Source organism: uncultured Sunxiuqinia sp. (assembly GCF_947495665.1).
GTDB classification, from domain to species: domain Bacteria; phylum Bacteroidota; class Bacteroidia; order Bacteroidales; family Prolixibacteraceae; genus Sunxiuqinia; species Sunxiuqinia rutila.
Genome location: NZ_CANLZV010000013.1, coordinates 41,416 through 64,448, shown reverse-complemented (window position 1 = coordinate 64,448; position 23,033 = coordinate 41,416). Strand labels below are relative to the sequence as shown.

Here is a 23,033-nt window from a genome sequence, read left to right as displayed (position 1 = left end):
TCAATGATTAAAATTTAACATTAACGCCAAATGTTACTGTCGTTGGTTTTGGGTATTGGAAGAAGAAAATGTTCTGTCCCCATTGATTGCCACCCCACGAAGTCGACTCAGGATCATAACCTTTAAAGTCATCTGAATGAAGCACAAAGAGATTATCAACACTGGCGAAAATGCGACATGATTTTAAACCATATCCACTAAGTAAAGCATTGTCAAGGGTGTATCCCAAAGAAATCAGGTTACCTCTTAAATAAGACCCATCAACTACCCAATGGTCGTCCACCTCTGAGTTTTGTCCATTTAGTGGCGCGTTTCTGATCTGCTGAACCATCGTATTTTGGTTAGACTCCGTCCAGCCATCATAAAGAATGGTTGATAAGCCATTGGCATAACCGGTACGGTCTTCAGTTGAGTGGAAAAACTGCTGCATAATTTCCACACCTAAAGTAAATTGCAAGTCAACCATCAAATCAAAATTCTTATAATTGAAACGGTTGATAAAACTACCTGTCAAATCAGGTAATCCTTTACCAATAATTTCCCGTTCAGAAGAACGTTTGGCAACTCCGGGAACAGCTCCTACAGCGGCAGCTTCAGCAACCTCATCAGTTCCCCATGTTCCTAATCGGCGATATCCCCAGAAAGAGCCCAAAGACTCCCCTACTCTCAAAATAGTCTGGCTACCGGAAACCCACCATGGTCCGGGGAAGATATCTTCATCATTTTCACCCAGCTCTTCAATCTGGTTTTTGTTGTAATTCAGGTTCAGGCTTGACTCCCACTGAAAATCGTTGGTTGATACATTCTGTGTGGTCAATAGGAAGTCGATCCCTTGGTTTGACACCGAACCAATATTGTCCATTACTGAAGTAAAACCGGTTGAGTGTGGCACCGGACGTGGAAGTAGCAAGTCCGTTGTCAGCTTGTAATAGTAATCCATTTCCATGGTTACACGCTGATTCAACATGGTTAAGTTAAAGCCCACATCAAATTGTGAGGTTTTCTCCCACTCCAAATCCGGGTTGGGTAAACGGGTAACCACATTGTAGTTTTCACGGCCACCATTCAATAAAACAGTTCCGCCGGAAATTGTTGCCAAGGAACGGTAAACTCCTAGTTCGGTACTACCCGTAATACCATAGCTGGCACGCAATTTCAAGTAATCAATCAAGGATGAATTACTCATAAAATCTTCGTTGGATACAACCCAGCCCAAACCGGCAGAAGGGAAATAACCATATTTGTTATTTTTTCCGAAACGGGAAGAACCATCGGCACGGCCTGTAATGGTCGCCAGGTATTTATCTTTGTAAGAATACCCAAAGCGGAAGAAGTAGGAGTTCATGGCCCAACTTTCATAGTAAGATCCTGGAGCATCCGGATCACTGGCTGCTCCCATGTTATTATACTTGAAAAAGTCATCGGAAAATCCAGAGGTTCCCGAGGTATTGTTTCGGTGAATGCGCTCCTGCCAACTCATACCTAAAACGGAGTTGATCCGGTGATCACCAACGGACTTATTGTATGATAAGTATGTCTCTTCCTGCCAATACATGGTTTCATAATCATTAACATTGGCCCAGGCATTGGGGTAAGAAATATTTAACAAGTCCTTCGGACTGTATTCTCTGTTTTGTTGAATTTGGTTATCAATACCAAACTGGGTTTTCAACGAAAGGTCTTTAGTCAAATGAAAATTGAAAAACGTATTCCCGAATAATTGAGTCCTATTTCTCAAGCGTTCCTGAGTGGTCAATACGTGTACCGGGTTTGCCATTCCTTCCAGAGCAAAGTTGCTGGTGCTTGAACTGTTACTCCAACTCCCATCAGGAAATTTAACGGGCATAATCGGTATCATTTCAATCATAGAACGACGCGGCATTTGGTGACCTCCGCCTTCTTCTACTTCATTTTCCCAGGTTTTATTGATCAACATGTTGATTCCAAAATCGAACCATTCGCGAGGGCTGGCATCATAGGCAATTTTCGCATTTACACGCTTCATCCATGAATTCAGCATCACGCCTTCGTTATCTGAATAGTTCAGGAAAGCACCAACTGATGACTTCTCATTTCCCTGCTGAATACTAATCTGGTGGTTGTGCGTAACTGCCGTACGTGTAGCCTCTTCCTGCCAGTCGGTATCATACAAAGGCTTACCATTTGCATCGAACAAATTCGGATCAGTGAAGTCAATCGTTGGCTCTTCACCTGGAGCATAATCTTTATATTTAGGCGCATTTTCATACCCTCTTTTAATCACTTCCAGCCACTCTTCCGCATTCAGCAAATCCATTTTCTTACGCACTTTTCCAACGCTGATATAACCATCGTAGCTAACAACCACTTCGCCGGATTTCGCACCACGCTTCGTCGTTACCAGAATTACACCGTTGGCACCACGTGCACCATAAATCGCTGCAGAAGAAGCATCTTTCAACACCTCAATACGCTCAATGTCGTTCGGATTAACCAGCTGGAAATTTTCCATCACTACACCATCAACCACATACAACGGGCTTGATGTGGTTTCGATGGAGTTCATTCCCCGAATCATTACCCGGGTACTTCCGGTTGGAGAGCCTGAGTTGGAAAAGATATTTACACCAGCTACTTTTCCTTTCATTCCCTGAAGAGCATTGAAAGAAGGACGTTCCAAGATGTCATCGGCTGTAACAACACCCACAGAACCGGTCACATCCGATTTGCGTTGAACACCATATCCAACAGCAACAACTTCTTCCAGCCCAATCACATCTTCAGCCATCGTCACATCAATGGAGCTACGCCCATTCACCGCTACTTCCTGAGTTTGCATTCCCACAAAAGAAACAAGCAACACCGCATCAGAAGGGACATTGGTAATTGTATATTCCCCGTTGGCATCGGTAACTCCTCCGTTAGAAGTTCCTTTTAAAATAACCGTAACACCAGGAATGGGTTCTCCACGACTATTGGTTACTTTCCCCCGAACCGTTTGCTGCTGCTGAGCTTGTTGTTCTCCAGCCGTTAACAAAATCAGGTTATCGTCCATTACCTTGTAAGTTACTCCCTGATTTTCAAAAAGGTCAGAAAGCACTTCATCTACACTTTTATTATTCGCTTTCAGGTTTACCACACGTTCTACATTAACCTGTTCGCGCTGATAGAAAAAACGAAAATCTGTCGTTTCTTCAATCTCCATCAGAACATCAGAAATCTTCTTCCCTTGTAAGTCAAGGGTCAGTTTCGTTGTTTGCGAATACACAGAGGCCGAAACCTGCATGATGCAAACCAATAGGGTAAGTAAGGTCAGCTTCATCTTTAAAAACAGATTTTGTTTTTCCCTTCGATTATCCGGGAATGTAAATTCATTTTTTTTCATAAATTTGGAAGTTGTTGATTAATAATTAGTAGGTGTGACAGCACCTGGTTATTAACTTACTGGCCGGTTGGATGTGACAGCATCTGCCGGCTTTTTAGTGGTTCATTAAACTTAGTTTCACATAGGCATCCTCCAGCTTATTTTTTCGTGATAATTACTTTTTGATCATTAATAACATAGTTGATTGGAAGTGTTTTTTGCAAGATATCCAACACTTCAATGATGGTCTCATTTCTTATGGTTCCATCATAATGGTGCTTCAATAACTGCGGATCCTGAACGGTAATATCAACCCCATATTTGCGTTCCAACAGGGTGATCAGTTCTCCCAAACTCATATTAATAAAGATCAATTTGTTGTCTTTCCATGAGGAGAACAGCTGGGATTTTACGTCTTTTACCTGAACTGTTTTTTTACTTTTATGATAGACCAACTGTTCTCCCGGAACAAGTTCAATATTGTGTTCTAATTTCAGCTTGCTGGTTGACATTACCTGAATGCTTCCTTCTTCTAGGGTGGTAACCACCTCCTGATCTTCAGGATAGGCTTTTACATTGAATTCAGTTCCCATCACTTTTACATCATATTGGTCGGTGTGTACCAGAAAAGGGATCTCTTCGGAATGTTGTACATCAAACCAGGCCTCTCCGTTCAAGTAAACTTCGCGCTTGGTTTGACTCATATCGGTGGCGTATTTTAACTCCGATCCGGAATTCAGAAAGATAATCGTCCCGTCAGGCAAAACCGATTGCGAGATCGATCCTTTGGGAGCAATGGCGGTATAGTAAGTGGTTTCACTTTTGATTTCGGGGGCTTTAAGCTGAAGTAAATTACCAATCAGCAAGCCTAGGAGCAACATCGCTGCGGCAACATACCAATGCATTCGCGGCAGTTTGCGCACCTCTTTTTTATCTTCGGACTGCTGCACCTTTTTCCACAGACGCTCAAACCGGGCCCTGCTCTCCTTCTGATCCATGGCTGCATCATCCATTTTTTCAAGGAGTGAATACAACTCCTTTTTCAGACCATACTCCAACTCCCCATCATGAAACAAAGCCAACAGCTTTTTTTCATCTTCCTTGGACACCACTTCGGCCCCTAGTTTGCCCAATTTCTTATGCAACAAATCGCTCATTCCTGCTTACTATTTTTACCTGTAATACGAATAAGCCTTCCGGGATACTCACGCCCCTCGAAAAAAAAATCAGAAAAATTTAGAAAAACAAGGAAATAAAGAGAACAGCCAGCACCGAGTTACGCTTCAGCTTATCTCTAAGGAAGGTGGTAGCACGATACACTTGGTTTTCAACCGTGCGTTTGGACAAGCCAAGGGTTTCTGCAATTTCATCATGACTCAAACCTTCCTCCTTGCTCATCTTAAAAATTTTGCGTCGCTGCTCCGGCATCTGTTCCATGAGTCGGTCAATTTGTGCCATCATATCGTTGTAGACAACTTCATCCCAAGTATGGTCTGCTTCTTCAGTTCTTCCGGTGGCAAACTCCTGAAAAGCCTGCTCCAGGTTTTTACGTCGAATAAAATCATAAATGGTGTTGACGGCGACTTTGTAAAGGTAAGATTTGATGTTTCCGGAGTCATTCAACAAATGGCGCTTGTCCCACAGCTTAAGGAAAACATCCTGCACCAATTCTTCGGCTTCCTCTTCTGACTTTAAGTAGCCAAAAGCAAAGCGATGAATCTTTATCCCGTAGCGATCATATAAGACACGAAAAGCATCTTTCGATCCCTCTCTCAAAAACTTTGTCAAGTGCTGATCGCTTATCTCTTGAGATATTCTCACTAAGATTCAATTTGGTTGGCTACCGACAAAGATAAAATAATTTTAATGCGCCCCCTGTTCTCCAACTGAACTTTACTTTCGGCATACTAATCTCGACCTCGACTAAAACACTGACATACAACCACCAATTGCAACTACTTTTTCAAGATCCAGGCTGTACGCTTCACGGAGTCGTGTTGCTGCGCCAAGAAAGGCTGCAAAACCAAGGTCGTGTCCTCTAAGCCCGCAAAGGTGAACGTGGGCATCTTTCCGGCAGGTGAGACAAAGTTCAGGAATTGAATCGGATCTCCATTCTGATACACCAGTTTCTCACTTCCAACTGCAGGATAGCTTAAAAACAACGAGCCATAGGTTAGCCCAAAAGCCGGAGTATCTTTTGTCCGTTCAACAATCGAAGGGCGCATCCCAATCAGAATTTCCACTTCATCGCCATTTTTCCATTTCTTGGCAATCTCCGTAAATTCTCCAGGAACAGCTTTGTATTTTACGCCCTTGCAAATCACGCTGGCTTGCCTGGCCCATTCCGGAATCCGAAAATAAAAGTTTAAATAGCGCGTGTCCTGTAGCTCCACTTTTAGGGTTATCTTTCCGTCATAAGGGTAGTTGGTGGCTTGCACCAGGCGCACGACCCCACCAGTAGTATGCTCATATTGCAAACTTGAACTTCCGTACACATTGAAGAAAATCCGGTCGTACAGCTGCGTATAAAAAAACGACTTCACCTGTTCTTCGCTCAAAGGCATATTCCCGGCTGAATTGTAAACTACGCGCTCCAAGGCATCGGCAAATCGCACTTCTTCGGTGTATTTTAACAAACTATCATTCAGGTTCACCCAAGCTTGCAGGTCTGCATTGGGCAAGTCTTCAAAACGCAGTGAGATTTTCTGGTTTAATTCCTCCCATTCTTCCGATAAAGTGGTTCCTTGAAGCTTTTTGCGCTTGAACTTAAGCTGCTCCAGCTGCTCTCCAAGCGCATGAATCTGATCGTCAAACAAGCTTGCTGCTGAAGCATCGGAGCCAGAGGCCGGTTCATTCTGCATCAGTTCTGCAACAACGCCGCCAAGCGAAATTTGATCGGCAGATACTACCTCGGCTTTATTGATTGGATCTCTGGCCGTTTTTAAGCTACACGAAACTGTAGCTAACAGGAAAAAGAAGAGACTTAGCTTTCTCATAATTTTAACAACTTTTCTGTTGTAAGGAACAGCAAAAAGAGATTCAGGTTCAAACATAACTTTTTATAGTGACTCAAAACCCATGTCCGCCCTTAGCTTTCGCACACCTTTTATTCAAACCAGCATATAAAAAAATAATGTCGCAACGTATTGATAAATTTACCGGGGCGCTATTTATCCGGGAATACGGCTATTTCGCCGAAAAAAAGAGGCACAACTAAATAGAAAGCCCTACTTTAGTCTGGCTAACTAAAAAGACATTACACATGAACACTTTGGGCAATATTATTTGGGTCGTTTTTGGCGGCTTCCTCATTTTTCTGGAATACTTGATTGCAGGTATCTTATTGTGCTTAACCATTGTTGGTATTCCATTCGGCTTACAAAGCATTAAAATGGCACAAATGGCCCTCTGGCCTTTTGGTAAGCGTATTGAATACATGGACTACGCTCCGGGCTGTTTATCTACAATCATGAATATCATTTGGTTGCTAATTGGCGGCATCTGGATTGCCTTGAGCCACTTGGTATTTGGACTGCTCTTTGCCATTACCATTATTGGAATCCCATTTGCCAAACAACATTTTAAACTGGTGAGTCTGGCCATTACCCCATTTGGTCGCCGGATTGTTGATCGCTAAAAAAAGCAGGCTTTCAGGGCCTGCTTTCTTCCATATTTTTTAGTGTGTATGTAAGCCGCACTCTTTTTTCGAGTTATCTTCCCACCACCAGCGTCCGGCGCGGAAATTTTCGCCCGGCTGAATAGCGCGGGTGCAAGGGGCACAGCCAATGCTCACAAAACCACGATCGTGCAGCACATTGTATGGCACCTGGTTTTCTTTCACATACTGACGGCAATCATCCAGGCTCCAGTCCAGCAGCGGATTGTATTTAACCACTTCAAAACCACCATCCCAAACAAAGGCATGCAAATCGTGCCGATTGTCTGACTGCGAGGCACGCAAGCCCGTGATCCAACATTCCATTCCCTTCAAGGCGCGTCCGAGTGGCTCAACTTTGCGGATATGACAGCACTTTTTTCGGTTTTCTACCGAAAGGTAAAAGCTGTTGGGGCCTTTTTCAGCAACAAATTTTTCCAGCTCTTCATTTTTCGGATACAACGGTTGAATCGGCTTTTGATACTTTTCAAGCGTGCGGTTATACACCTTGTAGGTTTCTTCAAACAAACGACCGGTATCTAGTGTAACCACTTTGATAGGGATGTTATGTTTGAAAATAAAGTCGGTGATCACTTGGTCTTCAATACCAAAACTCGTAGTAAACACCACCTTGCCTTCAAATTTATCGGCCAAACCGGTTAGTGTTTCAACAATTTCTTTTTCCTTGAATTCAGCATTCAACTGCTCTGCCGTTTTTATAGTAACCATTTGATATTCCTTTCGTTTTGTTTCCGCTTATGGTTGACAAAAATAATCATTTTCAACCAAGATGCTCCATTGTGTGTTGTTTCTATATTGAAATTACCTGTATTTAACTGTACAAAGAAAAAACATTGCTTGGTTTTGAAAATACGTTTTTATGCCCTTTTTGACTTGTGCTTAGCGGTTGCGCTTTGCGCATCAACAAGGACACTGGCCTAAATGACCACAACAAACAACTCAACAACAGTAAGTTAAAAGCAAAACGAAATTTGGGCGTTCAAAAAAAAAGTGTTTTATTGATTATAAAAAATTTAGTTCCTTTGGAACAAATTACTTAATGCAAAAAAGATAGAATTAATGGGAAAAGTATTGATCATTGGCGCGGGTGGCGTGGGAACAGTTGTTGCTCACAAGATGGCTGCGCTTCCTGAGGTTTTTACTGAAATCATGCTGGCAAGCCGCACCAAAGCCAAGTGTGATGAGATTGCTGACAAAATTGGAGGTAACCGCATTCAAACCGCCCAGGTAGACGCGGAAAACGTACCTCAACTGGTGGAGTTAATTCGTAGCTTCAAACCGGACCTGGTTGTCAATGTTGCCCTTCCCTACCAGGATCTTCCGATCATGGATGCTTGTTTGGAAACTGAAGTCAGTTACCTGGACACGGCCAACTACGAACCCAAAGACGAAGCAAAATTTGAATATAAATGGCAATGGGCTTACCAAAACCGGTTTAAAGAAGCAGGCATTACTGCCATCTTAGGCTGTGGTTTTGACCCGGGTGTGACCAGCATCTTTACAGCTCATGCCGCCAAACACCATTTTGACGAGATCCAGTACCTGGACATTGTGGACTGCAACGCAGGGGACCATGGTAAAGCATTTGCCACCAACTTCAACCCTGAAATTAATATTCGCGAAGTCACCCAAAAAGGAAAATACTGGAAAGATGGTCAGTGGGTAGAAACAGAGCCGCATGAAATTCACAAACCATTGAACTATCCTCATATTGGCCCCAAAGAGTCCTACTTGATTTATCATGAAGAACTGGAGTCGTTGGTTAAGAATTTCCCAACCATCAAACAGGCACGTTTCTGGATGACCTTCGGACAGGAGTACCTGACTCACCTGCGTGTGATTCAAAATATCGGCATGGCGGGAATTGAGCCTGTCATGTACGAAGGACGCGAAATTGTTCCAATTCAGTTTTTAAAAGCTGTTCTTCCTAACCCGGGAGATTTGGGTGAAAACTACAAGGGACAAACCTCGATTGGTTGCCGCATCAAAGGATTGAAAGATGGTCAGGAAAAAACCTACTACGTGTACAACAACTGCGACCACGAAGTGGCTTATGCCGAAACCGGCACGCAGGCAGTTAGCTACACTACGGGAGTTCCGGCTATGATTGGTGCCATGATGTACCTAAAAGGCTTGTGGAAAAAAGAAGGTGTATTCAACGTAGAAGAATTCGATCCGGATCCATTTATGGAAGCGTTGAACGAACATGGTCTGCCTTGGCACGAAATTCACGACACAAATCTGGAAATGGACTATTAGGCCCGCCCAAAAAATAAACTAAGAAACCCGGCAATTTGCCGGGTTTTGTTTTTTTACCTGGTCTGTAAATGAATTGCAATACCGCTTCCTTCAAATTTCAGCCTGGTTCTCTTCCATTATTGCGAGCTTATACAAATACTTATCGCTTCGTTGCAAAATGGCCCCTCTTAAAACAGCTGGCGTTGCTTTAAATGTTCCATCCAGCTTATTCTTTGCCAGCAACTCAAACTCCGACGCAGCCTTAATGACTGAGGTCTCCCCATTGGTATTGGTGAAATAAATGACACCCGCCGCATAAATTGGAGAGCAATTGAAATGTCCCTTTAGTTTTTCAGTCCAATGCACCTCGCCATTGCCCGGATTCAGGCAAGTTAGTGATCCCCGTTCATCAACCATAAACATCAAGCTATCTACAATTACCGGAGTTGAAGTCTGTGGAACATGTTCATCGGTTTGCCAAACCACATGTGATTCAGTAATGTCTCCTTTGCCAGTAGGATCAACAGCCAAAAGCCTGGCAAAATAAGGCGCTCCCTGCGACAGCACCCAGCCGGAATTAACCAGCACCAGTCCGTTATAATATAGCGGCATGCTCACCGCCGAGTCTTCACCATAAAATACTCGCCAGTTCTCCTTTCCGGTGTTCGGATCGTAAGAAATGGCAAACAGCGACCGATTGGTAATCAACTGATCCTGTCCATTAACCTGAATAATTAAGGGTGTTTGATAGGACTTCCGGTAAACCGGAGCAACATCATTATAAGCCTTTTGATCCGGTGTGCCCACCTGCCATACTGTTTCACCGGTATGCTTGTTCAAAGCAAAAATGTTCTGCACATCGGTTCCTTCCAGATGAACAATCAGCAAATCCTTGTATAAAATGATTGAAGAAGCTGCGCCTTGCAAATGCTCGCAATTCAGATCCGTCCTGCTCCAGACCACTTCAAAATTCCGGGTATCAATACACGCCGTTCCGTAGGTGCCATAGTGCACGTAAACAAAATCTTTTTCAATGCACGGCGTTGGAGTGGCATAGCTGTTGGTAGCATGCATCCGCTGAACCGTATCGGGACGGTAAAGCTCCAGCTCCTGAAGCAATTCTCCGGAGTCAAAATCAAAGCAGACCACTGAGAACCAATCTCCGTCGCGGTCAGCGGTCGTCATCCAAACTTGCTGATTAAATACTACAGGCGATGACCAGCCAACTCCATTTACCGGTACTTTCCATGCAATATTTTCCGTTTCACTCCACTGACTGGGGACATTTTCTGAGTCCGATAAGCCATTCAAATTTGACCCGCGAAAGTGAGTCCAGTTTTCCGGGTATGTGCCTGCACAAGAAAAGAGCAGTTGGGCCAGCACAAAAAGCCCCAAGGTGACAAGCTTAGTTGGTTTACGCATGATTCGTTGTTTGTTAGTTGAATGATTTGAAGCTTAAAGATCGTCACTTATTCTGTTTTTCAAAACATTGTAGTTCCCTATTTTTTTGAATTCATCACTACCCAAACAGCAATTCAGCTTCGACTCATCAGAATTATGCCAACAAAAAAGCCATCCCTGAGGAATGGCCTTTATTCGATATATAATCAGAGAGATTAAATTTCATTGACAGCTTCCAGCTTTTCCTGGCCAGCCTGAATGGCCTCGAGGTTAAGCGGAATCAACTTATGGTGACGCTCAGGAAGAGATTTCTCTAAGCCTTTGCGAATACTTTCCATGGCCACAATTGGCTTGGCCTTCAAGTAAGCGCCCAGCACCACCATGTTGAAAGTCTTCACATTTCCAAGGTCGGCAGCGATCTTTGTACCTTCAATCTTATAAATATTGATATCCTTCCGGCTTGGCGGATTTACAATCCCGTTGGGATCATACAAAAGTACACCACCTGGTTTTACGGTCTTTTCAAACTTATCCATCGACTGTTGATTCAGGATAATTGCGGTATCAAATTCATGCAGAATAGGCGAGCTGATGCGCGTATCACTGATGATAACCGATACGTTGGCCGTACCGCCACGCATTTCGGGACCATAGGACGGAAACCAGGTCACTTCCTGATCTTGCATAACGCCTGAATAAGCCAGAATTTTTCCCATGGAAAGAACCCCTTGTCCACCAAACCCGGCAATAATTATTTCTTCAGTCATGATTTCAGTTTTTTAGTTCTTTTTAAAATAAGCATCCGGAGCATCACGCTCCCCATCTTTCATATCGCCCATCGGGAAGAAGGGGAACATATTCTCTTCCATCCATTTGTTGGCATCAACCGGATTCAGGCGCCAGCCCGAGTTACAAGTTGAAACCACTTCAACAAAGGAAGTTCCTTTCTTATCCAAGGCATTCTGGAAGGCTTTTTTAATGGCTTTCCGACATTTGCGGGCAGTGGCTGGTGTATGCGCTGATTGACGCGTAACATAAGCCGTTCCGGGCAATTGTGCAATCAGTTCCGTAATTTTCAAAGGATAACCGTTACGATCCAAATCACGGCCGCAAGGCGTTGTTGCCGTTACCTGTCCCAGCAAGGTGGTTGGGGCCATTTGTCCACCAGTCATTCCATAAATGGCATTGTTGATGAAAATAACCACGATGTTTTCGCCACGGTTGCAGGCATGCATAATTTCGGCTGTTCCAATAGAAGCTAAGTCGCCATCGCCCTGGTAGGTGAAAACCACTTTATCTTCGTTCACACGTGCAATTCCGGTAGCCACGGCCGGTGCTCGCCCGTGAGCAGCTTCCTGCCAGTCGATATCAATGTAATTGTAAGCGAAAACGGAACATCCAACGGGTGAAACCCCAATGGTTTTCTCCTGGATATTCAGATCTTCAATTACTTCGGCCACCAAACGGTGAACCACGCCATGCGTACAGCCTGGACAATAGTGCATGGTTTTATCAGTCAGTAATTTGGGTTTCTCGTAAACCAGGTTTTCGGGCTTAATAATATCTTTAATATCCATCTTTTTACGCTTCAATAAGTTTTTGTTCCAATGCTTCCACAACTTCGCCCGGTGTTGGGATAATTCCGCCCATACGGCCAAAGTACTCAACAGGTACCGAACTGTTGCTGCATCCGGCAGCCAACTTCACGTCTTCCACCATTTGTCCGGCATTCATTTCTACAGTCAAAAAGCCTTTTACCTTTGTTGCCAGTTCGGCAATGGGCTTTTTCGGGAACGGATACAAGGTAATGGGTCTCAGCAAGCCCACTTTTAAACCTTTCGCACGTGCCAGGTCAACCGACTTTTGGCAGATACGGGCCGAAGAACCAAAAGCCACTAAAATGTACTCAGCATCTTCGCACTGAAACATTTCGTAACGGACTTCTTCCTCTTCCATTTGTTTGTATTTCTCCTGAAAACGGCGGTTGTTGCTTTCCATTTTGGCTGAGTCCATTTCCAGCGAAGTAATCACATTGTACTCGCGGTTGGCCTTTTTGCCATTGGTTGCCCAACTTCCGTATTTAGCTTCAATTTCTTCGGCTGTCATGCGAGGTTTATAGTCGCTCAACTCCACTTTTTCCATCATCTGACCAATAGCACCATCTGTCAGAATCATTGCTGGGTTGCGGTATTTATATGCCAGTTCGAAGCCCAAATCAACAAAATCGTTCATTTCCTGAACCGAAGACGGAGCCAGCACAATAAGCCGGTAGTCTCCATGTCCGCCTCCTTTGGTCGATTGAAAATAATCGGCCTGCGATGGCTGAATGGTTCCCAATCCCGGGCCACCACGTTGCACATTCACAATTAAGCACGGCAATTCAGCTCCCGCAATGTAAGAAATACCTTCTGCCATTAAGCTGATTCCGGGACTTGAAGAAGAGGTCATCACTTTTTTTCCGGACCCCGCTGCTCCGTAAACCATATTTATGGAGGCTACTTCACTTTCGGCCTGCAAAACAACCATACCGGTTTCATCCCAGGGTTCGCGATCCATTAACGTTTCCATCACCTCAGACTGTGGGGTGATCGGGTAACCAAAGTAACCGTCGCAGCCACACCGAATGGCCGCTTCTGCAATTACTTCATTCCCTTTCATTAATCTTAATTCTCCCATCTATTGAATCTTTTTAATATTAACAGAAATTAGATCTTAACGCGGTATACCGTGATACAGGTATCCGGACAAACTACCGCGCAGTTTGAACAGCCAATACATGCTTCGGGGTTTTCCATGAAGGAATAATGATATCCCCGGCTATTTACCTGTTTATTTTGTCCTAAAACCTGCTGCGGACAAGCAACAACGCAAAGGCCGCAACCTTTACATTCCTCGGTGTCAACAACAACTGCACCTACTACTTTTGCCATGGTTCTCTTTTTTAAAATTTCTCCACTCTAAAAAACCGGCTTTCCGCATGCTGCGGCCTGTTCAAGCCGGACTTACAAATCTAAAACATCAGTACTTTTCAGCTTGCAACAAATGTTGCATATTCAGCTGTTCTGTATTTGGCACGCGTTTCTCCAACCAACCGAACAAGCTAAATCACTTGAATTCATCATTCTGCTTGTCGGATTCGTTGTTCTCATCGTTTCAAATTTTATTCAATATCCTGGTGAAGATATTGCGATGAATGCCCAGATAAGAGGCAATGTGCTGCCGCTGCACCCGGGAAACCAAATCACCGTGTTCCTTCACAAACTTTTTCACCCGTTGCGATGCCGTTAAGGATTGCAACATATGCACCCGTTTCAAGGCATTCACATAACTTTCTTCAGCCATACGCCGCACCAGGCCTTGCAACTCATTGCAACTTTCCAGCAGCTGATCAAACTCCGGTTTAGTGATGTAAATGATTTCAGAGTCTTCGTAGGCCCGAATGGCTTCCGAAGAGTTTTCGCCTGATAAAAATGAATCATGGCTACTCACAATGGCATTGTCGGGCGCGTAGAAAAAACGCGAAATCCATTCCTGACCACTTTCCGCAACATAAGTTGCATACATCAAACCACGGAGCAAAATCCCCACTTTCTGGTTGGGCTCATCATAGGCTAAAAAGGAATCGCCCTTCTTCAATAAAACGGGAACTTGCTCCGAAAAGTACGATTCCAGATGAAGCAAGGTTGAATTATCCGATGTTTTTATTGAATAGGCACTCATTTCGTTTCAATTGATTAATTCACAGGAAAATCAGCGGCAAACTGCTCCAGGCGTTTGTCCAGATCTTCAAACTGATTGCGGTACACATGCGACACGCAGGCACGCAGGCCTTCTTTTTCGCTACCGGTATTTTTCAGGGTAATTGCACTTACGCCATAGTACAGCAAGTTAGCCAGTAACTGCTCGCCGGTCATTCCCGGATAGCCAATGGTAAAGTAGAAACCATCCCCCACCAATTCTTCACCGTCTTTTTCATAAACGATGTAAAAACCATGTTTTTGAAAAATTTCCTTCATGATTTTCGCCTTCTCGCCGTATTCCTTGATTTGCTGTACAAAGTTGAACTGACCGTCGCTGGCGGCTTTAAACATTGCAGCCAAAGCATACTGTGCCGAGTGGCTGGTTCCTGACGAAAGCGTATAAAGCACCCGCAACACCACGGTGTTTCCAAAAGTGTTGCTATCAAAGCGGGTTTTCAGATTGTCATAATCGCGATTAAAAAGCGCATCAGAAATAATCATCATCCCACAGCGCTGACCAGCGTAGGAGAATATTTTCGAGCTGGAAACGAATAACACAAAGTTGTCGGTGTAACGCGCAACCGTAGCCTGAAAAGGCGCTTGCCCCGGGGTGTATAAATCTTTCCGGAAGTCCATGGCAAAATAGGCCAGGTCTTCCATAACAATCACATCGTATTTATTGGCTAATTCGCCGATAATCTGTAGTTCCTCTTCAGTAAAACAAATCCAGCTTGGGTTGTTGGGGTTCGAATAAATGATGGAGTTAATGTTTCCTTTTGAAAGAAAGCTTTCCAGTTTTTCGCGCAGTTTTTGGCCCCGGTAGTTGAACACATCAAAGGTTTCGTATTTGTGTCCCATTACCAGCATTTGCTGTTTTTGAACCGGAAAGCCCGGGTCGATAAACAAGGCTGTATCTTTTTTCGGATCAAGGTTGGAAGCAACCAAAAGGGCAGCATAAGTTCCCTGCATCGAACCAACCGTTGGAATACAACCAGCCGGGTTTACATCCACATTCATGAACGACTTAACAAAACGAGATGCTTCGTATTTCAAAGGCTTGATGCCATCCATCATCGGATACCTGGAAGCCACACCGGATTTCAGTGCTTCAATTTCGGCGTCGGTGCCAACCTGTGCAGGAGGCAAGCCGGGGACACCCATTTCCATACGGACAAATTTATCGCTGCCTTCTTCCTCAATTAAGTTTACTAAAGCCACAATTTCACGTATCGATGCCTGACCGACATTCTCAATTCGCAGCTTGGCAATATTCCGTTCAACAAGTTGTTGATCAATTGGTGTTTTTTTCATGCATTAAAATTTGCAGAACAACTTCTGTTGTCACTCCAAATCCGAAGAAGCTGGCATGATCAGGTTGCGTTGTAAGCGACCTAAAAGTCTTCGAAATTTTTCACTAACAAACAGAAATCCTCATTAAAAGAAGCAAAGTATTGCCGATTTACCAAAGAACGGTAACGTATTGCAAAACAGGTTTTACAAATCGACATTACTTGCAGATTGAAAGAATAAAATTGATATTTATTTGAAATAAATCAATCGAAATTAAAAGAAATTCAGGCCTTTTGGACGACCTGAATTTTATCATGTTTCCTACTTAGAAACCAAAGTCATTTTTAATCGACTCGAGCCATTTACCAATCCGCTCATCCGACAGTTCGGGTTCAAAATCTTCATCGAGTGGCAAGCCGATAAATTTGCCGTCAATCAAAGCTTCAGACTCTTCAAATTCATAACCGGCAGGATCAACCGCTCCTACAATCTTGGCATTTTGCTTGTTCAGCTCTTTAGCCAAGCGCCCCATGGCATTTACAAAATGAGCAGGATAAGTAATGTGATCACCCAAGCCAAAAATAGCAATCACTTTTCCGTCGTAGCTGGCCTTACTAACTTCAGGAAAGAACTTACTCCAGTCTGTATTGGAATATTCAGAGTCCCAGGTTTCCTTGCCAACCGTAGAAATTCCAAAAATGATTTTATCGTATTTTTCGAGATCAGCTGCCGATGCGTCGTTCACAGAAACCAGGTCTACTTTATCCGTTCCAATGGCAGCAGCCACTTTTTCAGCAGCGCGATGAACTGATCCTTTTTCAGGCCCAAAAAACAATCCTATTTTACTCATAATTCTCGTATTTTATTATTGATTTTGTATCTCCAGTTCTCCCCGGACATATTCTCCTAAAATAGACAAACTGGAGACATTTTTCAAAATTAAATGAATCGCATGTTCATAATTCCCGGTCGAATCCCACTCCACATCAACATGGATGGTATATTCATTGGGTTTACCAAGAATGGGGACCGAAAGGATTCGGTTCAGGTTGATTTCGTTCTCAGCGAAAATATTCAACACCTTGGCCAAAGCACCGTAGTAGTGACCTACTTCGAAGCAAATTGAGGCTTTGTTGTTGTCCTCCGATTGGTTGGCATGTTTGGATAAAATCCAAAAACGCGTGTAATTTTTCTTATTGCTTTCAATGCCTTTATCAATCACATTTAAACCATAAATCTCAGCCGTACGCAAGTTTCCGATTGCAGCAGCGTCAGTCAGGTTCTTCTCCACCAATAATTTTCCGGAAGCAGCCGTATCCTGATTTTCGATGATTTGGGCATTAGGAAAATACTTTTCGATGTATTCCGTGCATTGACGAATCGCGATGGGATGCGAATAAATGGTTTTTACATCCTCCGGATTAGCCCCGGGAAGCATCATCAGATTCATTTGAATATGGACATAAATTTCCCCAATAATGCGCAGGTGATAATCGCGAATGAGCGAGTAATTTTGAATTATGCTCCCGGCAATGGAGTTTTCAATAGCCATCACCGCAATATTTACCTGGTCTGAATCGATCTGCTCGCACACGCCCTGAAAGGATTTGCACTCCACCACTTCAATCTCTTCATCACCAAAATAATTTCGTGCAGCATCTTCGTGAAAGGAACCGGCGATTCCCTGTATAGCAATTTTCTTCATACCTTTTTATTATCGATTATAAAATTCCGAAGGACTAAGTCCGGGACAATTTACGTAAAAACGTTTTTATAACCCTTGGGAACAAACACCGGTCCACTAAAATTAACAAAAAAATGAATATCCAATTCCTTTAACAACACCTGTGCACTTGGGCAAGGCCGGCATTTAAGTGCCAATTGTGTTACTCCTGAACCTGCTCGGTTGGCTGAGTGCCTAAACCCTCTTTTAATCGCTTCGAAAAGCTTTTCCAGTTAAAAGCAATCGCCAACAATAAGATCAGGATAAAGCTGATCAGGAATTTTTCATTGGTGCTGAGTTTCCGCATGACCGTTTGTTCTTTAGAGTTTATACAGATCACTGGCGCGAACCAGTTCCATCTGATGATCTTGTAGCACTTTAATGCATTTCTCAATGTCAGCCGGTTTCAAAACAATATTGGCCGACTGCTTATCCATTGAGAACGCGTAAAGGTACTCAATAAAGACTTCTTCGGACGATAAAATGTTCAGGGCTTTGGCTAAAGCGCCCGGCACATTCGGACTGCTCAGGCATACCACCTCTGTTAGTTTAACCGAAAAGCTGGCTGCTTTCAGCACCTGGTATGCCTTATCCGGGTCAGACACAATCATTCGAAGAATCCCAAACTCGGAAGTGTCGGCCACACTAAAAGCTGACATGTTAATGCCGGCATCGCCCAGCAACTGAGAAACCTCATTCAGGCGTCCGCCTTTGTTTTCAAGAAAAACCGCTAGTTGTTTAATAATCATATCAACCTCCTATAATTTTCGGTTATCAATTACCCGCTTGGCCTTACCGGCCGTACGTTCGATTGTTTTGGGTTCAACCAGTTTTACATTGACTGAAATACCCAGTGTGCTTTGAATGTTATGCGTGATTTTTTTGCGCAGTACCTCCAGCTGTTTCACTTCATCGGAGAAAAACTGCTCCTGAACTTCCACCATCAGTTTCAGGCTATCTAAATTACCTTCCCGCTCCACAATAAGCAAATAATGAGGCTCGGTTTCACTCATTTCCAGCAACACACTTTCGATTTGCGATGGGAAAACATTTACCCCTCGAATGATCAGCATGTCATCACTTCTCCCCTTGCATTTTTCCATGCGCACCAGCGTTCTTCCACACGAGCATTTTTCGTAGTTCAAGCGCGTCAGATCGCGGGTACGGTAGCGGATAATCGGAATGCCTTCTTTCGTTACCGTTGTAAACACCAGTTCGCCGATTTCCCCAGCAGGTAGCGGCTCCAATGTTTCCGGGTGAATTATTTCAGGAATAAAATGATCTTCGTTGACGTGCATGCCACATTGGTCTTCGCATTCGCAGGAAACACCCGGCCCAATCACTTCGCTCAAGCCATAAATATCGATGGCCTTTAAGCCTAATTTATTTTCAATTTCGCGGCGCATTTCTTCCGTCCAGGGTTCAGCACCAAAAATGCCCACCCGAAGATTCAGGTCTTCCGTTTTTATTCCGGCATCGGCCATCGCTTCAGCCAGAAAAAGCGCGTAAGAAGGCGTACAGGCAATTACGCTGGTTCCAAAGTCCTGCATCAACTGAAGTTGCTTTTGGGTATTTCCTCCGGAAATTGGGATAACCGAAGCCCCCAGGTTCTCACAGCCATAGTGCAAGCCCAGCCCCCCGGTAAACAGCCCGTAGCCATAGGCAATCTGCACCATATCATTGCGATGGACGCCCGCCATACACAAGGTCCGGGAAACCACCTCAGCCCAGGTATTTAAGTCTTTGCGGGTATAGCCCACCACGGTTGGTTTTCCGGTGGTTCCGGAAGAAGCATGCACCCGTACAATTTCGCTCATTGGCACAGTAAACATGCCAAAGGGATAGTTGTCGCGGAGGTCCTGCTTGGTTGTAAATGGCAGCTTTGACAAATCATCAACCGAGCGGATATCATCGGGAACCAACCCTACTTCCTGCATTTTTTTCCGGTAGCTTGGGATGTTGTGGTAAATCCGCTTGACCGTATCCACCAGACGCTCCGACTGAATCGCCTTCATCTCCTCGCGACTGGCACATTCTATCCTTTCATTCCAGATCATAACTTATATCGATTTTAACGGATGCCCTTCAGACAGACATCCAAATGTTTTGGTTCTACTTTTTGTGTCATCATGCTCACCCCAATCATTACCAGAGTAGAAAGTGGCAGAGCAATCATAATCGGATCAATAATCATCCAGGGAAATTGATCGATCAAAAAATCTTTTCCGAAGATAGCCTGGCAAATTCCCAGTGGTGCCGCTTCGGACTGGTGCACCATAGCCAGCATAAAAGCGCTGCCAAGCAACCCCGCCAGCATACTCCATTGGGCTCCGGCACGTGTGGCTCCTTTCCAGTACAATCCGCCAAAATAAGCCGGCAAAAAGGCGGCAGCACAAATTCCAAAGAAAATGGCTGTTCCCCGCGCCACAATGCCAATGGGCAAGTTATAGCCAATAACAATACTAACCAGGATGGCGACTACAATGCCAATGCGGGAAATCAGCATACTGTTAAGGGTCTTTCCCCGAAACAGGTTTTCAAACAGGTCCCTACCAATGGCTGTTCCCATCGTGTGGAACTGCGAACTTAGCGTGGACATACCGGCTGACAGCAAGGCCAACATAAACAGATAAACAAACCACTCGGGCATGGCTGCATTAAGATACTCGGGGATAATCAGGTCAACATTTCCCTGCCCCACTTCAATGGCCAGTTTACCGGTTTGCTGAAAAAAGTACAAGTTTGACAAAGCGCCCACGGTATAAATAAAGCCGGTAACCACAAAAATGAATATTCCCCCGATGAGCACCGCGCGGTTCAATTCTCGGTTGCTTTTTACGGTCATAAACCGAACCACCAGCTGCGGCTGAGCCAGCACTCCAATGCCAACTCCTAAAATGATGTTGGTCGTCAATACCCACCACCAGGCCGAGCCCATTCGTGGAAAAGCAGTCCAACCCTGATGTCCCTTAGCCTGCAGGGGTTCCGGCACCAGGTTAGCCATATTGGTTAAAGCCTCATGCGCTCCGGACACACCTCCCAGCTTAAAGTAGGTCATGGCCAACAGGAAAAACAGGCTCAAAAACATGATTCCTCCCTGAAGCGCATCAGTATACATTACCCCTTTCAGGCCTCCGGCAATAACGTAGGCGGCAATCACCAGTGAGAAAAAAGTCAGCGCAATGCTAAAATCAATTTCAAAAATACTCTCGATAAAACGGGCTCCACCAACAAGCACTACCGCTGCGTACAAAGGCATTGCAAGAAATATAATTCCCCCGCTGAACATCTGAATTTTTTTGGATTGAAAGCGGTTCCCTAAAAACTCCGGGAAAGTATGGGCATCCAGGTTGTGCCCCATCTTGCGTGTCCGCCTTCCGAAGAAAACAAAAGCAATAAAGACGCCGATAAAGATGTTCAACACCGTAAGCCAAATCAAACCCATGCCATAAACGCCTGCAACACCTCCAAATCCGATAATTGCAGAGGTGGAAATAAAGGTGGCACCATAGGAAATGGCCATCACAAAAGGGTGGATTTCCCGGCCACCCAGCAAATAGTCATTGGCTGTTTTGGTATTTTTAAACCCGACGTAGCCCAGGTAGGCAATCACCAGCAAGTACGTAATGACGACCAATCCAAGAGAAAACGTATTCATAAATTGTGCTTTAAAGTTGTTCTTTCAATTGTTCGTCTTTCAGCTCCCAGGCTTCATCTTCCCGAATCTCCTGCTCATCCGTCTCACGACCGTTGTTCCAGTTTTTGGCGCCATACCACACACACAACAGCAAGCTTAAAACGGCCAGCAGATACCCCAGATAGATTGAAGGATCGTTAATTCCCCACATAAGTTTATTCGTTTAGTTGTTTAGTTTCCATACACCACTTCATCACCAAGCGGCAAAAGGTCGTTTTGAGCAACCAGCTCCAAGGCAGCCTCATAATCCTCTACATCGACAATGAGCAAAGCCTTTTTACCATCTTCCAGAACCCGACCATAGGCATTCAGAAAGTTCAGTCCGGCCTGAGCCAGCTGCAGCAAAATTTCATCCAAGCCCCCCGGATGGTCATCCATGCCAAACACCAGCACTTGGCGCAAGGCGGCCGAAAGGCCATTCTCCTGAAGCGCCTCTTTAGCCCGTTCAGGCTGATCAACCAACAGGTTTAAAATCCCCCAGCCGCTTGCAGTATGCGTAAGCGTCATGGAACGAATGTTGATTTTATTCGCTCTTAAAACACGGGTTACCCGCTCAAAGTGTCCGGTTTTGTTTTCTAAAAAAATAGAGACCTGATACGCCATAATTTCTAAATTTTTACGGTATCTAAAACTCGATTATCTCGTACCCTTACCGCTTTTCCTTCTGATTTGGGAAGCGAACCGGGTTCAACTAATTTTACGATAGGTTTGGCTAATACTTCATCCCGAATCTGCTGCGTAATCATTCGACTCAGCCGATCCAAACGGGTAACATCGCCATTAAACCAGTTCTTCCTGACTTCCACCTCAACGATCATTTCATCCACCCCATTGACATTCTCAAGGGTAATGAGGTAATCGGAACCGACCTCCGGAATTTTCAGCAACACGCCTTCAACTTGCATGGGGAATACATTGCAGCCTTTAATGATGAACATGTCGTCGCTACGTCCTGCAATCCGGTCGATGCGGGCATGAGTCCGTCCGCAGGCACAAGGTCCCGGAATAATTCGCGTTAGATCACGCGTACGGTAACGAACAAGCGGCATGGCTTCGCGGTCAAGGGTAGTCATTACCAGCTCACCAATTTCACCATCAGGCACCGGCTCCAAAGTCTCCGGATCGAGAATTTCGACCAGATAAGCATCTTCCCAAATGTGCAGCCCGGCTTGATGACTGCATTCAAAAGCCACCCCGGGACCATTCATTTCTGAAAGCCCGAAGGAATTGAAGGCTTTCACACCAAACAGTTCTTCAATGCGCTGCCGTTGTTCTTCGGTATGTGGCTCGGCACCAATCACGAACAAGCGTAAATCGGTGTCTCTTCGCGGATCCAGACCTTCAGCCTGAAACACCTCATACAAACGTCCCAAATAACTCGGAATAGCATGAACCACCGTGGTACCATAATCCTGCATCAACTTAATCTGACGCAGGCTGTTGCCGGCCCCGGCCGGAATGCTTAAGCATCCCAATCGCTCAATACCATATTGAAACCCCAGTCCGCCGGTAAACAAACCGTAGCCACAAATATTCTGAAAGACATCGGTGTCGCGAATACCGGCACAAAACAGGGAACGAGCCATCAGGTTAGACCAGCTGCTAATGTCGTGCCGGTTATGAAAAATAACGGTGGGATTACCTGTTGTTCCGCTCGAGCTGTGCAAGCGAATAATCTCTTGTTTCGGCCGGCTTAAAAAGCCATACGGAAAATGATTACGCAAATCCTGTTTGGTGGTAAACGGCAATTGACGAATGTCGTCAATATGTTTCAGCTTATCGGCAGTAACTCCCTCTTGCTGATACAATTCTTTATAAAACGGTGCATTTCCGGCATTCCGGATCGTGTTCTTCAGCCGTTCAAGCTGCAGTTTTTCCAGCTTGGCTCGCTCTAAGGTCTCAAATTCTTTTTCCCAATACATTGG

23 protein-coding genes are annotated in these 23,033 nt (G+C 44.6%); 2 read left to right on the top strand and 21 right to left on the bottom strand.

Annotated features, from left to right (window positions below):
- Nucleotides 1–7: 7 nt before the first annotated feature.
- From Q1A18_RS14715 to Q1A18_RS14700, 4 genes are all read right to left on the bottom strand, one after another.
- Nucleotides 8–3,301, bottom strand: a complete 3,294-nt coding sequence (locus Q1A18_RS14715) for a TonB-dependent receptor (RefSeq protein ID WP_299582095.1) — start codon at nucleotides 3,299–3,301, stop codon at nucleotides 8–10.
- 200 nt (nucleotides 3,302–3,501) lie between these two features.
- Nucleotides 3,502–4,500, bottom strand: a complete 999-nt coding sequence (locus Q1A18_RS14710) for a FecR domain-containing protein (protein ID WP_299582092.1) — start codon at nucleotides 4,498–4,500, stop codon at nucleotides 3,502–3,504.
- 79 nt (nucleotides 4,501–4,579) lie between these two features.
- A complete protein-coding gene (locus Q1A18_RS14705; protein ID WP_299582089.1) occupies nucleotides 4,580–5,164 on the bottom strand; it encodes an RNA polymerase sigma-70 factor in 585 nt (194 codons plus the stop codon).
- 134 nt (nucleotides 5,165–5,298) lie between these two features.
- Complete coding sequence (locus Q1A18_RS14700; protein WP_299582085.1) at nucleotides 5,299–6,339, bottom strand: beta-L-arabinofuranosidase domain-containing protein; 1,041 nt, start codon at nucleotides 6,337–6,339, stop codon at nucleotides 5,299–5,301.
- 266 nt (nucleotides 6,340–6,605) lie between these two features.
- On the opposite strand from Q1A18_RS14700, the gene Q1A18_RS14695 reads away from it, so the two are divergent.
- Nucleotides 6,606–6,980 carry a YccF domain-containing protein gene (locus tag Q1A18_RS14695; RefSeq protein ID WP_299582081.1) on the top strand — a complete coding sequence of 125 codons (375 nt, stop codon included), beginning with the start codon at nucleotides 6,606–6,608 and terminating at the stop codon, nucleotides 6,978–6,980.
- 39 nt (nucleotides 6,981–7,019) lie between these two features.
- On the opposite strand, the gene Q1A18_RS14690 is transcribed toward Q1A18_RS14695, so the two are convergent.
- Nucleotides 7,020–7,727: a phosphoadenylyl-sulfate reductase gene (locus tag Q1A18_RS14690; RefSeq protein ID WP_299582075.1), complete on the bottom strand. Its 708-nt coding sequence runs from the start codon at nucleotides 7,725–7,727 to the stop codon at nucleotides 7,020–7,022.
- Nucleotides 7,728–8,078: 351 nt separating this feature from the next.
- Between Q1A18_RS14690 and Q1A18_RS14685 the strand changes: the two genes are divergently transcribed.
- Entirely contained in the window at nucleotides 8,079–9,278 is a 1,200-nt protein-coding gene (locus tag Q1A18_RS14685; RefSeq protein ID WP_299582072.1) for a saccharopine dehydrogenase family protein, read from the top strand.
- 90 nt (nucleotides 9,279–9,368) lie between these two features.
- Here the strand turns inward: Q1A18_RS14685 and Q1A18_RS14680 are convergent, their stop codons facing one another.
- The 16 genes from Q1A18_RS14680 to Q1A18_RS14605 all read right to left on the bottom strand — a co-directional run bounded on the left by Q1A18_RS14680 (nucleotide 9,369) and on the right by Q1A18_RS14605 (nucleotide 23,030).
- A complete protein-coding gene (locus tag Q1A18_RS14680) occupies nucleotides 9,369–10,679 on the bottom strand; it encodes a PQQ-binding-like beta-propeller repeat protein (protein ID WP_299582069.1) in 1,311 nt (436 codons plus the stop codon).
- A gap of 194 nt (nucleotides 10,680–10,873) precedes the next feature.
- Complete coding sequence (locus tag Q1A18_RS14675) at nucleotides 10,874–11,425, bottom strand: 2-oxoacid:acceptor oxidoreductase family protein (RefSeq protein ID WP_299582066.1); 552 nt, start codon at nucleotides 11,423–11,425, stop codon at nucleotides 10,874–10,876.
- A 12-nt stretch (nucleotides 11,426–11,437) separates the two neighbouring features.
- Nucleotides 11,438–12,235, bottom strand: a complete 798-nt coding sequence (locus tag Q1A18_RS14670) for a thiamine pyrophosphate-dependent enzyme (RefSeq protein WP_299582063.1) — start codon at nucleotides 12,233–12,235, stop codon at nucleotides 11,438–11,440.
- Between the two features lie 4 nt (nucleotides 12,236–12,239).
- A complete protein-coding gene (locus Q1A18_RS14665) occupies nucleotides 12,240–13,334 on the bottom strand; it encodes a 3-methyl-2-oxobutanoate dehydrogenase subunit VorB (protein ID WP_299582060.1) in 1,095 nt (364 codons plus the stop codon).
- A gap of 29 nt (nucleotides 13,335–13,363) precedes the next feature.
- Nucleotides 13,364–13,588, bottom strand: a complete 225-nt coding sequence (locus Q1A18_RS14660; RefSeq protein ID WP_082326261.1) for a 4Fe-4S binding protein — start codon at nucleotides 13,586–13,588, stop codon at nucleotides 13,364–13,366.
- A 223-nt stretch (nucleotides 13,589–13,811) separates the two neighbouring features.
- Complete coding sequence (locus Q1A18_RS14655; RefSeq protein ID WP_299582053.1) at nucleotides 13,812–14,378, bottom strand: Crp/Fnr family transcriptional regulator; 567 nt, start codon at nucleotides 14,376–14,378, stop codon at nucleotides 13,812–13,814.
- A 14-nt stretch (nucleotides 14,379–14,392) separates the two neighbouring features.
- Entirely contained in the window at nucleotides 14,393–15,709 is a 1,317-nt protein-coding gene (locus tag Q1A18_RS14650; protein ID WP_299582050.1) for a pyridoxal phosphate-dependent aminotransferase, read from the bottom strand.
- Nucleotides 15,710–16,013: 304 nt separating this feature from the next.
- Entirely contained in the window at nucleotides 16,014–16,538 is a 525-nt protein-coding gene (locus tag Q1A18_RS14645) for a flavodoxin (RefSeq protein WP_299582047.1), read from the bottom strand.
- Nucleotides 16,539–16,553: 15 nt separating this feature from the next.
- Nucleotides 16,554–17,393, bottom strand: coding sequence for a prephenate dehydratase (locus tag Q1A18_RS14640; RefSeq protein WP_299582044.1), 840 nt, complete (start codon nucleotides 17,391–17,393; stop codon nucleotides 16,554–16,556).
- A gap of 181 nt (nucleotides 17,394–17,574) precedes the next feature.
- Nucleotides 17,575–17,718 (bottom strand): hypothetical protein, encoded by a 144-nt coding sequence (locus Q1A18_RS14635; RefSeq protein WP_299582039.1) that lies wholly within the window; start codon nucleotides 17,716–17,718, stop codon nucleotides 17,575–17,577.
- A gap of 13 nt (nucleotides 17,719–17,731) precedes the next feature.
- Complete coding sequence (locus Q1A18_RS14630) at nucleotides 17,732–18,160, bottom strand: acetolactate synthase (protein WP_299582036.1); 429 nt, start codon at nucleotides 18,158–18,160, stop codon at nucleotides 17,732–17,734.
- A 9-nt stretch (nucleotides 18,161–18,169) separates the two neighbouring features.
- Nucleotides 18,170–19,468 (bottom strand): phenylacetate--CoA ligase, encoded by a 1,299-nt coding sequence (locus Q1A18_RS14625; protein WP_299582032.1) that lies wholly within the window; start codon nucleotides 19,466–19,468, stop codon nucleotides 18,170–18,172.
- Between the two features lie 14 nt (nucleotides 19,469–19,482).
- Nucleotides 19,483–21,069 (bottom strand): sodium:solute symporter family protein, encoded by a 1,587-nt coding sequence (locus Q1A18_RS14620; protein WP_299582029.1) that lies wholly within the window; start codon nucleotides 21,067–21,069, stop codon nucleotides 19,483–19,485.
- 10 nt (nucleotides 21,070–21,079) lie between these two features.
- Entirely contained in the window at nucleotides 21,080–21,259 is a 180-nt protein-coding gene (locus Q1A18_RS14615; RefSeq protein WP_299582026.1) for a symporter small accessory protein, read from the bottom strand.
- Between the two features lie 20 nt (nucleotides 21,260–21,279).
- The gene (locus Q1A18_RS14610) at nucleotides 21,280–21,711 is read right to left on the bottom strand and encodes a hypothetical protein (RefSeq protein ID WP_299582023.1); all 432 of its coding nucleotides are present in this window, start codon (nucleotides 21,709–21,711) and stop codon (nucleotides 21,280–21,282) included.
- Between the two features lie 5 nt (nucleotides 21,712–21,716).
- Nucleotides 21,717–23,030 carry a phenylacetate--CoA ligase gene (locus Q1A18_RS14605; RefSeq protein ID WP_299582020.1) on the bottom strand — a complete coding sequence of 438 codons (1,314 nt, stop codon included), beginning with the start codon at nucleotides 23,028–23,030 and terminating at the stop codon, nucleotides 21,717–21,719.
- Between the last annotated feature and the right edge of the window lie 3 nt (nucleotides 23,031–23,033).